This window comes from Egicoccus sp. AB-alg6-2, from assembly GCF_041821025.1.
Taxonomy (GTDB): Bacteria; Actinomycetota; Nitriliruptoria; order Nitriliruptorales; family Nitriliruptoraceae; genus Egicoccus.
In genome coordinates, this window is record NZ_JBGUAY010000001.1 from 108,296 (window position 1) to 122,666 (window position 14,371).

Sequence of the window (14,371 nt, forward strand, 5' to 3'; positions counted from 1 at the left end):
GTACGCCAGCGATCCGGCTACGCAACCCGTCCGCAGCTCAGCGAGGCAGGAAATCTGAGTCGGTTCGACGCAGGCTTTCGACGGGCATGGCCGCGGCGACGCTCAGTGGTGCTCGTCGTGGCCGTCGACCCGCGGGTGGTACTGCCGACGCCAGGGCCGGGGCAGCGGGCGACCGCGGTAGTCCAGGCGTTCCCGGTCGGGCCAGAAGTCGATCATCAGCACCAGGGGCAGCAACGCGAGCACGATGAACCCGACGACCTGCCATGCCTCCATGTGCCCGCCTCCCGCTCGCGACGACGTCCGCGCAGCCTACGTCGCGGCGCGGTCGTCACCGCAGTTCGACGCCCGCGGTTCGTTCCACCATCCGCACGAGTTCGGTGTGGTCGACGTCGGCGCCCAGCGTCTCCGCGGCCTCGGCGGTCAGGCGATCGACCAGGTGCAGGACCGGGCCGTCCACGTCCGCGGCGTCGAGGGTCGCCCGCGCCAGGCCGACGTCCTTGGCCAGCAGCGCCAGGCCGAAGGTGTTGGGAAACGCGCGGGTGACGACCCGCTCCGGGAACAGGTTCTCGGTCGCGTTGGACCGACCCGACGAGGCATTGACGACCTCGAGGGCCACGGAGGTCGCCACACCGGCCTTCTGCAGCGCGGCAAAGCCCTCGGCGGCCGCCCACAGCGACGCCGCGAGCATGGCGTTGTTCACCGCTTTGACCGCCATGCCGGCACCGGAGGGACCGACGTGGACGACGCGGGCCGCCACCACGTCCAGCACCGTTCGCACCCGGTCGAGCGCGTCGGCGTCCCCGCCGACCATGACGGTCAGCGCGCCGGCCTCGGCGCCGCCCGTCCCGCCGGACACCGGCGCGTCGAGGTAGTCGACCCCTTCGGCGCCCAGGAGCGCGGCCAGGTCCCGGGCCTGCTGCGGGTCCCCGCTGGTGTGGTCCAGCCACACGGTGCCCTCGGCGAGTGCGGGCGCGAGCACCTGCGCCACCGCCTCGACCTCGACGGTCGTGGGCAGGCAGGTGCAGATCACGTCGGCGTCGGCCAGCTCGGTCAGTTCATCGACGGCCGTGCTGCCGTGTGCGCGGGCATGGTCGTGCGCCACGCTGGAGGTCCGGTTCCACACCCGCAGATCGAACGTGCCGGCGAGGTTGGCGGCCATCGGGCGTCCCATGGCACCCAGGCCGATGTAGGCGATCCGCATCCGTGGCTCCTTCGTCATCCGGTGGTCGTGTCGAGCGGTTGCCAGTCGAGCCGGTCGCCGACCCCGATCCCGGTGTTGTCGAGCCAGCCCTGCGGTACCTCGAGCGCCGAGCGGTACGGCTGGTCGGGCCGGTAGGTCGGGCAGGGGTCGGCGTCGCACGGCTCCATGGCGAGGATGGTGTGGATCTCGCCGTCCGCGGCGACGAACGCGATGTCGAGCGGCACGAGGGCGTTCTTCATCCAGAAGCCACCGTCGCGGTCCTGGTCGAAGACGAACAGCATGCCGGTCCCCTCCGGCAGGTCCTCGACCTCCATCAGGCCATGAGACCGTCGTTCCGCGTCGTCGGCCAGCTTCACCGGCAGGTCGAGTGCGACCTCGCCACTCCGGAGCGACACGAGCGCTTCGGGATAGGCGTCCACCGAGGGGTGCAGGGGCGGCACCGTCGGTGTCGTCGGCTCGGCCGGCTTCGTGGGCTCGGCCGGCGTCGTGGGCTCGGCCGGTGTCGTGGGCTCGACGGGCGCTGGCTCGGGTGCGTCGTCGGCCGTGACCGATGGCGAGTCGGGAGGCGGCTCGTGGTCCGCGCCGCCGGCGGCCAGGCTGTCGGCGCACCCGGTCAGCAACAGGACGAGAACGACGAGGAGACGGAACGGCGGCATGGCGGCACGCTACCCGGCGGCACGGCGGATCTGGGCGCTGCCGGCGGGTGGCCGGCACGCGTGGCGAGACAGCCGGGAGCGTGCATGGTCTACGCTCGACTGCTGCCGTTCGCTCCAGGAGAACTTCGTGTCCGAGCTCGCCGTCACTGCCGTCGGCGCCGACCGTCCCGGGATCGTCGCCGCCGTCGCCGAGGTGCTGCACCAGCGCGGCGGCAACGTCGAGGACTCGGCGATGACGATCCTCGGTGGCCACTTCGCGATCGTGCTCATCGTGGCCGGCGACGACGACGCCGACGAACTGCGTCACGCCCTCGAGGAGGCCACCTCGCCGCTCGGGCTGGCGATCTCGGTCAGTCGCGCCGACGGCCGGCGTCGGCCCCAGGAACCCACGCACCTGTTGTCGGTGTACGGCGCCGATCGGCCCGGGATCGTCGCGGGCGTCACCCGTGCCATCGCCGACCTCGGCGCCAACATCACCGATCTCGAGACCCAGGTCATCGGCCACGACGAACCGGTCTACGCCATGGTCATCGAGGTCGTCGCGGACGACGAGGACGCCCTCGAGCAACGCCTGTCGGCGGTCTGCGGTGAGCTCGGCGTCGACCACACGCTGCGCACCATCGAGGCGGAGACGTACTGAGCGTGGCGGTCAAACGGGTCGTCCACTACCCCGCACGGGTCCTCAAGGGACTTGCCGGCCCCGTCGGCGAGATCGGCCCGCGTGAACGGCAGCTGGGCCAGGACCTCGTCGACGCCATGTACGACGCGCCGGGATGCGTCGGGCTGGCCGCCCCGCAGATCGGCGTGCCCCTGCGCGCCTTCGCGCTGGACGTGTCGGTGATGAAGAAGCCACCCCCGGGCAACCACGGCCTGGTGGTGCTGTTCGACCCCGAACTGTTGCTCGCCAGCGGGTCGGACTACCGCCGCGAGGGCTGCATGTCGGTCCCCGACTACACCTGCGACGTGCGGCGAGCCACCGAGGTGGTCGTCCGCGGCACGACCCCCGAGGGCGAGGTCCGGGTCGTTGAGGCGGAAGGCTTCGAGGCACGCGCCTTCCAGCACGAACTCGACCACCTCGACGGGCTGCTCATCCTCGACCGGGTCGCCTCGGCCCGGACCGACGTGTTCCGCCGGAAGCGCTACGCGGACAAGGGCCAGCACCTCAAGTAGCGCTCGCCGCGACGGGATCCGGTCGCCGGTTCGACGTGCGCGTCACCTTGGGTGGCCTGTGGGCCAGACCTACACTCGCGCGATCGGTCGGGCTCGGCCGGCGTGAGGTGTCCCCGGGACGGGACATCCAGGAGAGGGGAACCGCGCGTGAACGAGGAACTGCTGCTGACGCTCATCCGCATCGGTGGGGCCGTGGCGCTGGTGGCGGTGGTCGGCACGCTCGCCGCCCGACGCGTGCAGTTCCTCTACGGCCTGGTCCGCAAGGCACGGCCGCAGCCCGAGCGCGTGACCCGCGACGCGATCGTCGGCAACGTCAAGTACCTGTTCACCAAGATCCTCGGCCAGCAGAAGCTGCTGCGATGGTCGCTGCCCGGTATCGCCCACTTCTTCGTCTTCTGGTCGTTCCTGGTCATCCAGACCACGCTGATCGAAGCGGTCGGCGAGCTGTTCGACCCGACGTTCCAGATCCCCTTCCTCAACCGCATCGCCCTGTTCGGGGTCACCGCCTACGACGTGCTGGGCTTCCTGCAGGACTCGTTCATCCTGCTGACCACGCTCGGCATCGCGATCTTCGCCGGCATCCGGTTCGCACTGGACCCGCGCCGCGTCGGACGCCGCAGCCGCTTCGCCGGATCCAACCTCAACCAGGGCTGGTGGGTCCTGATGGGCGAGTTCCTGGTCGTGTGGACGCTGCTGGTCGCCCACGGCATCCGCGCCGCCCTCGACCACGCCCCGACCGAGGCGGCGTTCCTGTCGATCCGCGCCGGCGCGCTGTTCGAGGGGATGGACCCGTTTGTGCTCGAGCTGACCAGCGCACTGATGCTGATCGGCCACCTCGGCATCGTCGGTTGGTTCCTGCTCTTCACGCTCAACTCCAAGCACCTGCACATCGCCACGATCCCGTTCCAGGAGCTGTTCGCGCGACAGCCGAAGGCGCTCGGCAAGCTACGCACCGAGCTGATCGACATGGAGAACATGGACGAGGACACGGTCCTCGGCGTCGGCGTCGTCGAGGACTTCGGGTTCAAGCACGTCCTGGACATGTATACCTGCACCGAGTGCGGCCGGTGCCAGTCCCAGTGCCCCGCGTGGAACACCGGCAAGCCCCTCTCCCCCAAGATGCTGGTGATGGACCTGCGCGACCACCTCTACGCCAAGGGGCCGTTCCTGCTCGGCAAGGAGTCCGAGGAAGAGGCGGCCGACGTCATCAACATGCAGCTCGTCGGTGACACCCCCGGGCAGGAGAACGCCGTCATCGACTACGACGTGCTGTGGTCGTGCACCACCTGCGGCGCCTGCGTCGAGGAGTGCCCCGTCGACATCGAGCACGTCGACATGATCATGGACATGCGGCGCTACAAGACCATGATGGAGTCGAGCTTCCCGCAGGAAGCGGGCGTGATGCTGCGCAACGTCGAGAACGCCGGCGACCCGTGGGGCGTCGGACAGTCGAAGCGCGAGGAGTGGACCGACAAGCTCGACTTCGACATCCCGGTCCTGCAGCCGGGCACCGAGGCCGCGCCCGAACTGGAGTACCTGTTCTGGACCGGGTGCGCAGGGGCGGTCGACGACCGCTCCAAGAAGATCACCCAGGCGACCGCGCAACTCCTGCACGACGCCGGGGTGAAGTTCGCCATCCTCGGCAAGAACGAGACCTGCAACGGCGACCCGGCCCGCCGCCTGGGCATGGAGTACCTGTTCCAGATGCTGGCGATGCAGAACGTCGAGACGCTGAAGTCGGTGGGCGCCGACACCACCAACCCGCGCGCCTCGGGCGACCACATCAAGATCCTCGCGTGGTGCCCGCACTGCTTCAACACGCTCAAGAACGAGTATCCCGACTTCGACGGCCACTTCGAGGTCCTGCACCACTCCGAGGTGCTGGCCAAGCTCATCGACGACGGGCGCCTGGTCGCGACCAAGGAGATCGAAGCGAAGATCACCTACCACGACCCGTGCTACCTCGGGCGACACAACGAGGTGTACTCGGCCCCGCGGGCCGTCGTGGACTCCGTGCCCGGTCTCCAGCCGACCGAGATGGGTCGCTGCCGTTCGAACGGCTTCTGCTGCGGCGCCGGTGGCGCGCGCATGTGGGTCGAGGAGAACATCGGCAAGCGCGTCAACATGGAGCGGGTCGAGGAAGCGCTCGAGATGGACCCCGACCTGATTTCGACGGCCTGTCCGTTCTGCACGACCATGCTCTCGGACGGGATCGCCCAGAAGGTGCAGGAAGGCACGCTGGCCGAGGGCAAGGTCGAGGTGCTCGACATCTCCGAGGTGCTGCAGCGCGGGCGGTTGCTGCCGATGGCGGCCCAGGGTGTCGCCGGCGCCGGGGGCGGACAGGACGCGCCGACCCAGGAGCCCGCCGGGCAGGCATGACCGGCCCTGCGTCAGCGCTGCAGCGCCGGTTGCGGGGGCTGCGCCTCGACGCCGACGTGTTCGTAGCCGCGCTGTGACAGGCGGCTGACCGCGACCAGCGTGCCGGCGAGCAGGCCCATCCCGATCCACTGGGTCGTGGTGAGGGTGGTGCCGAAGGCGATGCGGTTGATGACGATGGCGCTGAGCGGGAAGGCGAGTTCGGCGAGCGTCGCGGCCGACGCGGGGGTGCCGGCGAGCCCGCGGTAGTACAGCCACAGGGCGAGCAGGCCGGGGACGGCCGCCAGAGCCACGAGGCCCGGGAGGTCGGTGGTGGTGACCGCCGCGAAGCCGGCCGGCCCCTGGTCGACGAGCACCACCAGGGCGCTGGCCGGCAATCCGATCGCGAATCGCAACGCGGTCAGCTGAGCAGGGGCGAACGTCGTGGACAGGCCACGCCCCAGCACCGTCCCCAGGCCCCAGAGGGCGGCCGCCCCGACGGCCAACAGGGCCGGAGCGAGCTGCGCCACGCTCGTGCGCGCCGGATCGGGCACGCTGATCAGGTAGGCGCCGACGATGGCGAGCGCCGCAAACCCACCCAGCCGGACCCGCGGCCGTTCGCCGAGCAGGAGCCACGCCGCGCCGACGGCGATCAGCGGTTGCAGCTTCTGCAGGAGCAGCGGCGTGGTGGGATCGCCGTAGCGGAATGCCAGGGTGAACAGGAACGTCGCGGTGGCCGAAGCACCGGCACCGATGAGCACCAGCGAGCCGAGCACACGGGGGCTCCACCGCACCTGCCGCCATGGCACGCGGGCGAGCAACGGCAGGCAGGCCAGGGTCAGGAAGAGGTGCTCGTAGAAGACCACCACGCCGGCGGGCAACTCGAGAGCCAGCGCGCGGCGGAACAGCGCGTCCGTGCCCCAGAGGGCGGCCGCCGCGGCGACCAGGACGATGGCGGGCACCGAGCGGCGGGATGGGGCACGTGACACGTCGACCTCGCGCGTGGTCCTCGAGCAGCTACCGGGGGGTGCACGCTAATGCCCGCGGAGCTCCGCCCGGTCGCCGACAAAGAGTGGGCCCCCGGCGTGGAGATCGCCGGGGGCCCGGTCGACCCGCCCGACAGGGGATCGTCCGCAGCGGTCGGAGGGGACGTCCGGCCGCCGGGCGGCAGGTACTGCCGCGGAAGGGTCGTGGTACGACGAGGGTGGATCCGGGACAAGGAACCGTTCCCCGTACGCCCACCGTACCAGGGGATGGTCACATGTCACTAGTCATGCGACGGGCCTAGGATCCTCGATGCGGTTGAGGTGGTACCGGGACGCCGTGGGACCGCGTTGGCCCTGGTACTTCGAGCCCGGCGTGTCGCTGCCGTAGGGATGTTCCGCGGGCCGGTCGAGTTGGAAGAACGCGAACTGGGCGATGCGCATCCCGGGATAGAGCAGGATGGGCAGGGTCGCGACGTTCGACAACTCCAGGGTCACGTCCCCGTCGAAGCCGGCGTCGACGAAGCCGGCGGTGCTGTGGATGACCAGGCCGAGGCGCGCGAGCGAACTCTTGCCCTCGATCCGCGCCACGAGGTCGTCGGGCAGCCCGATCCGTTCGACCGTGGAGCCGAGCACGAACTCGCCCGGGTGCAACACGAACGGCTCGCCGTGCGGGACCTCGACGAGATCGGTCAGGTCCGACTGCTCGGCCCGCACGTCGATCACCGCGTAGCGGTGGTTGGCGAAGACGCGGAACTGCGGCGCGAGCCGGACGTCGACGCTGGAGGGCTGGACCGCACCGTCGTCGAGCGGGTCGATCACGAGCCGGCCGGATGCCAGGGCGTCACGGATGGAGCGGTCGGACAGGATCACGCGGACTCCGCATGCGCGTCGGGACGGCGCTGGCGATGGGCTCGTGTCGCATTGCCACCGCTGCCGTCTGGGCAGTACCTTCCGCAATCCTCGCGGGTGTAGCTCAATGGTAGAGCCCCAGCTTCCCAAGCTGGTGACGGGGGTTCGATTCCCCTCACCCGCTCCATCCACTCCGCCCTTCCACCCCGGCGGCTTCGTGTCACCGCTGATCGCCCGTGTCGCGGCTGGCGGTCAGTTCTGCGGTGTTCTGCGGGGATGTCGCGACACCGGCCACGACGTGTAACGCGGCCATGGTTGGACATCGCCGCGTGGTCGGTTCATGCTCGGGTGTCCGCGTCGATCGGGGCGGCCGTGGACGTCGCCAGCCCGCGCCCGGACGCCTCCCAGGCGCCGCCTGCGGGAAGCAGCTCCGCCGCCACCTTCCTGGCCACGGAGCACTGGAGCCTGCTCGGTACCCGATCGATGATGTGGCAGGAGTCGATGACCCGGACCACGATCTTCCTCACGGTGGTGTCGGCGACGCTGGTCGCACTGGCGCTGACCGCGGACGCCAGCACGTTCGGGACCACGTTCACCCTCGTGTCGCTGGTCGCCCTGCCGGCCGTGTGGCTGCTCGGGCTGGCCACCTACGTCCGCCTGGTCCACATCAACATCAGTGACGTCTACCTGGTCATCGCCATGAACCGGCTGCGGCGGGCCTATCTCGACGTGGCACCGGAACTGGCGCCGTACCTGACGGCCGGCGCCGCCGACGACGAGCCGGGCATCGCGGCGACCTACGGTCTCGGCCATCCCGCGAAGGCGTCGCTCGGAAACTTCCTGGTGACCACGCCAACCCTCGTGATGACGGTCGACGCGGCGCTCGCGGCCGGCTTCGCCGCGTTCCTGGCCTCGCGTCTGGGGTCGACGACGCCGGGCATCACGGCCGTGGCGCTGGCCGTGTTCGCGCTGGTGTGGCTGCTGTTGCTCGTGGTCCAGATCCGCCCGCTGTTCGTCATCCGCCGCACGCTCGAGTCACGGTTCCCGACGCCCGTCGACCCGCTCGCGACGGGGCCTGCCTCCGCTTCGGTGACGAAGGCTCGGCCGGAGCGGGCGCAGGAGCAGCCCGAGCACGGCCCCCAGCACGACGCCGACGGTGTTGAGGATCAGGTCGTCGACGTTGGTGCCGCGCCCCGGATGGAACAATTGCAGGACCTCGACGGTCAGTGAGGTAACCGCCCCGAACAGCACGGCGCGGAGAAGGTTCGCGCGCAGGCCCCGAAGCACCAGCAGCAAGCCGACTGGCGCGAGCAGGAGCAGGTTGACGACCGCGTACTCGGCCGGCGCACCCGGCAGGCGCGCGAACGGATCGAGCACGACCTCGGGCGCAGGCGTGAGCTGGCCGAACTCGCCCAGCGGCGACAACGTCGCGACGCCGACGGCCACCAGCCAGCCGACGAGGGCTCCGTCGATCCACGCGTCGCGGGTCGCGCGGTGCGCAGCGCGTCGCCGACGCCACACGACCAGGCCGACGAGCAGACCGACGGGGACCGCCGCAGCGGCCGCGGCGACGACGTCGATGGGTCCGAACACGGCGATGCATCCTTGCCGCGAGGCGGCGGCGACCGGGGCACGCTATCCGTGGCGCACAGCGACGCGCGGAATTGCCGTGGACGTCCGACCAACCCGGCAGGTGGCTACAGTTCCCGTCCGGACCCGTCGAGACCGCTGCGGGTCCGGTCCGGAGCCGGTTTGACCGTGCAACGCACCAGGCGAAGCGTGGACGAGCGCCGCGAGGAACTTGTCGACGCCACCCTGGCAATTCTCGCCACCGAAGGCCTGACGGCCGCCACGACCCGTCGCATCACCGACGAGGCCGACATGGCGCTCGGTGCCTTCCACTACGCCTTCCGTTCCAAGGACGAGCTGCTTCGTGCCGTCATCGAACGCATGGCCAACCAGATGGACGAGGCCCTGCGCGCCGCCGTGGCCGCCGACGGCGAGAGCCTCGGCAGTGCGCTCGAGGCCATCGTCCAGGCCTACTGGGATTACGTCGAAGGCACGCCCCACGTGCAGTTGGCGCAGTTCGAGCTGGTCATCCATGCCATGCGTGACCCTGAACTGGAACCGCTGGCGGCCTGGCACTACGAGCGGCTGGCCAACACCGTCGCCGGTGTGCTCGCCTCGGTCCCGTGCACGCTCGACGAGATCGAGCGGGAACAGCTGGCGCGGTACCTGATCGCGACGATGGACGGACTGATCCTGCACCACTGCGTGCAGGCCGACCTGAAGGCCGCCCGCGAACGTCTCAAGCGCTACCTCGCGGCGATGCACAGCGCGCCGTGGGCGCGGAGCTGATCCTCACAGGCCCATCGCCCGCCCGATGATCTCCTTCATGATCTCGTTGGTGCCGCCGTAGATGCGCTGGACCCGCGCGTCGACGAACGCCCGGGCGATGGGGTACTCGCGCATGTAGCCGTAGCCGCCGTGCAGTTGCACGCACTGGTCGACGACCCGGCCCAACAGTTCCGTGGTCCAGTACTTGGCCATCGCCGCCTCGTCGACGCTCAACTCGCCGGCGTTGTGGAGCTCGATGCAGCGATCGACGAACTGGCGCCCGATGGTCACCTCGGTGTGCAGTTCGGCCAGCACGAACCGCGAGTTCTGGAACGAGCCGATGGGGCGGCCGAACGCCTCGCGCTGCTGGCTGTACTCGACGGTCTGCGCGACGGCCGCCTCGGCCCCGGCGACGGCGGCAACCGCGATCGACAGCCGCTCCTGCGGGAGCGCCTGCATCAGGTAGAGAAACCCCTGGCCCGGTTCGCCCAGCAGGTTGTCCGCAGGGACGCGCACGTCATCGAAGAACAGCTCGGCGGTGTCCTGCGCGTGCATGCCGATCTTGTCGAGCTTGCGGCCGCGCGTGAATCCGTGCATGCCCTCCTCGACGACCACCAGGCTCGTCCCGGCGTGTCTGGCGGACGGATCGGTCTTGGCGACCACGATGACGAGGTCGGCGTTGATGCCGTTGGTGATGAAGGTCTTGGCGCCGTTGAGCAGGTAGCTGCCGTCGTCCTGCGGGATGGCGGTGGTGGTCACGGCGGCCAGGTCGGAGCCCGTCGCCGGTTCGGTCATCGCGATGGCCGTGATGGTCGTCCCGGCCGCCATGCCCGGAAGCCAGCGCCGCTTCTGCTCGTCGTTGGCGTGGGCGAGCAGGTAGGGGACGACGACGTCGTTGTGCAGGGGAAAGCCGACCCCGCTCGCGCCGATCCGGCACAGCTCCTCGGTGACGATCGCGTTGTAGCGGAAGTCGGCGACGCCCCCGCCCCCGTAGGCCTCGGGCACGTCGGTGCACAACAGTCCGAGCTCGCCCGCGCGCTTCCAGAGCTCCCGCGGGACCAGGCCCTGGTCTTCCCACGCGGCGTGGTGGGGCGCGATCTCCTCGTCGACGAAGCGGGCGACGGTGGCGCGGAAGGCCGCATGGTCCTCGGTGAAGATGCGACGGTCCATGCAGCGCTCCGGCGACGAGGGAACGATTCGAGCCGTCCCGTTCCGTTTCCGTCGGCACGCTAGCCGAGGTGGTCGCTACAGCAGCCCCTGGCGTTGCAGCGCCACCACGCCGATGGCCGTCAGCACGGCGCCGACCCCGACCCTGGCCCACAACGCGACCAGCCGGCCGCGGGGCACGGACTCGCCCGCGGCTGCTCCCGGGAACTCCCCGGTCCGGCGATAGCGCAGCAAGGCCGCGAGGGTGCCGAGGGCCATCGCGGCGCCGACCGCCGCGAAGCTGCCGACGATCAGGAAGGACCAGGACGGGTCGCTCATGACGCACTCTTGCCGTGGTGGCGCAGGTCGGGGCAGTCTACGGTGGCCGGCAGCCAACCCTTCCGCCCGCACTCGGGGAGTCATGCGCCTCGGCACGATGCCGGTCGTCGGCACGATCGCGGCGATCGCCCTGGCGTTGGGCGGCTGCGGCGGGAGCGACGGAGGCGACGGGATGTCGGATCACGAGGCGGCGGACGGAGCGGTTCGACTGGCCGTGGCCGACGCCGCGGAGCGCACCGGCGTGGACGAGCGCGAGGTCCGGGTGGTCCTCGACGAGGCGGTCACCTGGCCCGACGGATCGCTGGGCTGCCCGCAGCCCGACCAGTTCTACACCCAGGCACTGGTCGAGGGCTACCGCATCGTCGTCGAGGCGGACGGTCGCACCCTGCACTACCACGGACGCCAGGGCGGCGACCCGGCGTACTGCGCGGAGCCGCAGGATCCCGTCGCCGGGGACGGACCAGGCACGGTGGATCGTTGAGCCGGGAGCCGCGGCCTGCTGCCCCGATCAGTTCAGGCTGGGATCTTCGGGGAAGGTGGCGAACAGCGCCAACTCGTCGGGCTGGCGGCGGAGGACCGCCTGCCACAGTCGGCCCGGATCGGCGGTGAACACGTCGGCCGGGTCGGCGTCGACGGTGAACCAGGCACCGGCGTCCACCTCGGCCTCGAGCTGTCCGGGGCCCCAGCCGGCATAGCCGGCGAACACGCGGACGCGCTCGAGGTCGACGGCGGCGAGGGCGGGGTCGTCGCCGAGGTCGACCAGGCGGACGCGGTCGAGGCGGGGCGAGAGTCCCTGGTCGGCGGGCACGCTGGCCGTCGCACGACCGAGGGCGACCACGGCGGTCGGTTCGACCGGGCCGCCGCCGAACACCACCGACGGCGCGGCAACGAGATCGACCCAGCCCGACAGGGCGTCGTCGATGGCGAGGTCCGAGGCCCGGTTGAGCACGACGCCAAGGGCGCCGTCGTGGTCGTGGTCGAGGATCAGTACGACGGAGCGCTCGAAGTTGGGGTCCTCGAGCGCGGGGGTCGCGACCACCAGGCGGCCGGTCTGCCAGTCGTGCATGGGGCATCCTCCTGCCCGGCACGGTACCGCCCGCGGGGCGCCTCCCGGCCCAGACCTTCGAACGGACCGGGGGGCGCTCCCCGTCACCGTCGTGACGGGAAGGGGATGCTCAGCCGATGGCGGCGCCGAGCACCTCGACGATGTGATCGACCTCGTCCTCGGTGACGACCAGCGGCGGGGCGAGCCGGACCGTCGTCTCGTGGGTGTCCTTGGCCAGGACGCCCTCGGCGAGCATGCGTTCGCACACGGTGCGCGCCCGGTTGCCCGGCGCCAACTCGATGCCCGCCCACAGGCCGATCGTGCGCACCTCGACGACGCGGTCCTGCGGAAGCGCCCGCAGGCCGGCGTCGAGGCGGGCACCGAGCTCGCGGCCCCGCGCCTGGAACTCGCCCGTCTCGAGCATGGCGATCACGGCGCGGCCGACGGCGCAGGCCAGCGGGTTGCCGCCGAAGGTGCTGCCGTGCGAGCCGGGCGTGAACACGTCCATAAGCTCGCGGTTCGCGGCGATCGCGGAGACGGGGACCACGCCGCCACCGAGCGCCTTGCCGAGCAGGAACACGTCGGGGACCACGTCCTCGAGGTCGCACGCGAACGTCGTTCCCGTGCGGCCGAGCCCCGACTGGATCTCGTCGGCGAGGAACAGCACGTCGCGCTCTCGGGTGATGCGCCGGACCTCACGCAGGTAGCCGGGCGGCGGAACGCGGATGCCGGCCTCGCCCTGCACCGGCTCGAGCAGCACGGCCACGGTCGTCTCGTCGATGGCCGCCTCGATCGCGGCTGCGTCCCCGAACGGCACGGAACGGAATCCTGGCGCGAACGGGCCGAAGTCCTCACGGGCGTCGGGGTCGGTGGAGAAGCCGACGATGGTGGTGGTGCGGCCATGGAAGTTGTCGTCGGCGACCACGATCGTGGCGCGGTCCCGCTCGACGCCCTTGACGCGGTAGCCCCACCGGCGGGCCAGCTTGATCGCGGTCTCGACGGCCTCGGCGCCGGTGTTCATCGGCAGGACCGCGTCCATGCCGGTCAGTCGGGCCAGGTCGGCGCAGAAGGGGGCGAACTGGTCGTGGTGGAACGCACGGCTGGTCAGCGTGACCCGTCGCAGCTGTGCCTCGGCGGCCGCGATCAGCTGCGGGTGCCGGTGGCCGAAGTTGAGCGCCGAGTAGCCGGCCAGGGCGTCGAGGTAGCGACGGCCCTCGACGTCGGTCACCCAGGCCCCTTCGGCCTCGGTGATGACGATGGGCAGGGGGTGGTAGTTGTGGGCGGCGTGCGCCTCGAGTTCGTGCAGGTCCTGGGCGACCGTCATGACCACTCCTGTCCATCGGTGTCGGGTGCGGAACGCAGCTCCATGGTGCAGCACTTGGCGCCGCCGCCGGCCTTGCGCAGCTCGGAGAGGTCGATCGGGATCGGCACGTAGCCGCGCTCGGTGACGTCACGGATGAGCTGCTCCGCCTCGTGCGCCACGATCACGTGTCGGCCGTCGCTGACGGAGTTGAGGCCGAAGACCAGCGCGTCCGCCTCGCTGACCACGACGGCGTCCGGGTAGCGGCGCTCGAGCTCCGCGCGACCGGAGGCGTCGAAGGCGCCCGGATAGTAGGCCACGTTGTCGTCGTCGAGGGCGAAGACGGCGACGTCGAGGTGGTAGAAGCGCGGATCGGTCAGCCGCAGCGAGACCACCTCACGGCCGGTCAGCCGGGCGAGCTCGTCGTGGGCACGCACGTCGGTGCGGAAGCCCGTGCCGGCCAGGATGGTGTCACCGACGACGACGAAGTCGCCCTCGCCCTCGTTGACGTGCGTGGGCTCGTGTACGACCGCGACACCGGCGGCGAACAGCGCCTCGCGGTAGAGCGCGGCCTCGGGGGCACGCTGCGGCGTGGCGAACCGCGCACCGACCGCGATGCCACCGACGACCACGGCGCCGTTGGCGGCGAAGACCATGTCCGGCAGCTTCGGTGCGGCCTCGGCGAGCACGACTTCATGACCGAGCGAGCGGTAGACCGCGACGAGGTCCTCCCACTGGCGCATGGCGCGCTGCCGGTCGATCGGCTGCGAGGGGTCCATCCACGCGTTGATGGCGTAGGCGACCTCGAAATGGGTCGGCGGGGTCATGAGGTAGCGACGGAGGGTCGCACGGCGGTCGCTGCGGGCGGGGTCGGCCTGGGGCGCCCCGCGGTCGCCCTGGTGGGCAGCGGGCCGCACGGCGTCCGGAGAGGCGAATGGCGTCACGAGCGTCGTCCTGGAAGTGACCGGTCGGGGGGATCGCGCACCA

The 14,371-nt window shown here is 70.9% G+C and carries 16 protein-coding genes and 1 tRNA gene; 6 read left to right on the forward strand and 11 right to left on the reverse strand.

All coding sequences use genetic code 11. The features are described from left to right. Window positions 1-102: 102 nt before the first annotated feature. From ACERMF_RS00525 to ACERMF_RS00535, 3 genes are read right to left on the reverse strand one after another with little or no spacing between them, the layout of a single operon-like run. Window positions 103-273, reverse strand: coding sequence for a hypothetical protein (locus ACERMF_RS00525; protein WP_373667057.1), 171 nt, complete (start codon window positions 271-273; stop codon window positions 103-105). Between the two features lie 55 nt (window positions 274-328). After that, window positions 329-1,201, reverse strand: coding sequence for an NAD(P)-dependent oxidoreductase (locus ACERMF_RS00530; RefSeq protein WP_373667058.1), 873 nt, complete (start codon window positions 1,199-1,201; stop codon window positions 329-331). A 14-nt stretch (window positions 1,202-1,215) separates the two neighbouring features. Beyond that, on the reverse strand, window positions 1,216-1,857 hold the full coding sequence (locus ACERMF_RS00535) for a DUF192 domain-containing protein (protein WP_373667059.1): 642 nt from the start codon (window positions 1,855-1,857) through the stop codon (window positions 1,216-1,218). Window positions 1,858-1,984: 127 nt separating this feature from the next. Between ACERMF_RS00535 and ACERMF_RS00540 the strand changes: the two genes are divergently transcribed. The 3 genes from ACERMF_RS00540 to ACERMF_RS00550 all read left to right on the forward strand — a co-directional run bounded on the left by ACERMF_RS00540 (window position 1,985) and on the right by ACERMF_RS00550 (window position 5,406). Further along, window positions 1,985-2,497, forward strand: a complete 513-nt coding sequence (locus tag ACERMF_RS00540; protein ID WP_373667060.1) for a glycine cleavage system protein R — start codon at window positions 1,985-1,987, stop codon at window positions 2,495-2,497. A 2-nt stretch (window positions 2,498-2,499) separates the two neighbouring features. After that, window positions 2,500-3,027 carry a peptide deformylase gene (def, locus tag ACERMF_RS00545; RefSeq protein ID WP_373667061.1) on the forward strand — a complete coding sequence of 176 codons (528 nt, stop codon included), beginning with the start codon at window positions 2,500-2,502 and terminating at the stop codon, window positions 3,025-3,027. 147 nt (window positions 3,028-3,174) lie between these two features. Then, window positions 3,175-5,406, forward strand: a complete 2,232-nt coding sequence (locus ACERMF_RS00550) for a (Fe-S)-binding protein (protein WP_373667062.1) — start codon at window positions 3,175-3,177, stop codon at window positions 5,404-5,406. Window positions 5,407-5,417: 11 nt separating this feature from the next. Here the strand turns inward: ACERMF_RS00550 and ACERMF_RS00555 are convergent, their stop codons facing one another. Then, window positions 5,418-6,371: a DMT family transporter gene (locus ACERMF_RS00555; protein ID WP_373667063.1), complete on the reverse strand. Its 954-nt coding sequence runs from the start codon at window positions 6,369-6,371 to the stop codon at window positions 5,418-5,420. 282 nt (window positions 6,372-6,653) lie between these two features. Further along, on the reverse strand, window positions 6,654-7,238 hold the full coding sequence (gene dcd, locus ACERMF_RS00560) for a dCTP deaminase (RefSeq protein WP_373667064.1): 585 nt from the start codon (window positions 7,236-7,238) through the stop codon (window positions 6,654-6,656). A 92-nt stretch (window positions 7,239-7,330) separates the two neighbouring features. Between dcd and ACERMF_RS00565 the strand changes: the two genes are divergently transcribed. Beyond that, window positions 7,331-7,404, forward strand: a tRNA-Gly gene (locus ACERMF_RS00565). 848 nt (window positions 7,405-8,252) lie between these two features. On the opposite strand, the gene ACERMF_RS00570 is transcribed toward ACERMF_RS00565, so the two are convergent. Then, window positions 8,253-8,810: a VanZ family protein gene (locus ACERMF_RS00570; protein WP_373667065.1), complete on the reverse strand. Its 558-nt coding sequence runs from the start codon at window positions 8,808-8,810 to the stop codon at window positions 8,253-8,255. 186 nt (window positions 8,811-8,996) lie between these two features. On the opposite strand from ACERMF_RS00570, the gene ACERMF_RS00575 reads away from it, so the two are divergent. Beyond that, window positions 8,997-9,575 carry a TetR/AcrR family transcriptional regulator gene (locus tag ACERMF_RS00575; protein WP_373667066.1) on the forward strand — a complete coding sequence of 193 codons (579 nt, stop codon included), beginning with the start codon at window positions 8,997-8,999 and terminating at the stop codon, window positions 9,573-9,575. 3 nt (window positions 9,576-9,578) lie between these two features. Here the strand turns inward: ACERMF_RS00575 and ACERMF_RS00580 are convergent, their stop codons facing one another. Together ACERMF_RS00580 and ACERMF_RS00585 are read right to left on the reverse strand one after the other, a co-directional pair. Further along, the gene (locus tag ACERMF_RS00580) at window positions 9,579-10,724 is read right to left on the reverse strand and encodes an acyl-CoA dehydrogenase family protein (RefSeq protein ID WP_373667067.1); all 1,146 of its coding nucleotides are present in this window, start codon (window positions 10,722-10,724) and stop codon (window positions 9,579-9,581) included. A 75-nt stretch (window positions 10,725-10,799) separates the two neighbouring features. Further along, the gene (locus ACERMF_RS00585) at window positions 10,800-11,039 is read right to left on the reverse strand and encodes a hypothetical protein (RefSeq protein WP_373667068.1); all 240 of its coding nucleotides are present in this window, start codon (window positions 11,037-11,039) and stop codon (window positions 10,800-10,802) included. Between the two features lie 82 nt (window positions 11,040-11,121). Here ACERMF_RS00585 and ACERMF_RS00590 point away from each other — a divergent pair, with 82 nt between their 5' ends. Next, a complete protein-coding gene (locus ACERMF_RS00590; RefSeq protein WP_373667069.1) occupies window positions 11,122-11,520 on the forward strand; it encodes a hypothetical protein in 399 nt (132 codons plus the stop codon). Window positions 11,521-11,547: 27 nt separating this feature from the next. Here the strand turns inward: ACERMF_RS00590 and ACERMF_RS00595 are convergent, their stop codons facing one another. The 3 genes from ACERMF_RS00595 to ddaH all read right to left on the reverse strand — a co-directional run bounded on the left by ACERMF_RS00595 (window position 11,548) and on the right by ddaH (window position 14,328). After that, window positions 11,548-12,105, reverse strand: coding sequence for a YqgE/AlgH family protein (locus ACERMF_RS00595; protein ID WP_373667070.1), 558 nt, complete (start codon window positions 12,103-12,105; stop codon window positions 11,548-11,550). Between the two features lie 109 nt (window positions 12,106-12,214). Further along, window positions 12,215-13,408 (reverse strand): ornithine--oxo-acid transaminase, encoded by a 1,194-nt coding sequence (gene rocD / locus ACERMF_RS00600; RefSeq protein ID WP_373667071.1) that lies wholly within the window; start codon window positions 13,406-13,408, stop codon window positions 12,215-12,217. After that, window positions 13,405-14,328, reverse strand: a complete 924-nt coding sequence (gene ddaH / locus ACERMF_RS00605; protein WP_373667072.1) for a dimethylargininase — start codon at window positions 14,326-14,328, stop codon at window positions 13,405-13,407. Before ddaH ends, rocD begins: the two co-directional genes overlap by 4 nt. Between the last annotated feature and the right edge of the window lie 43 nt (window positions 14,329-14,371).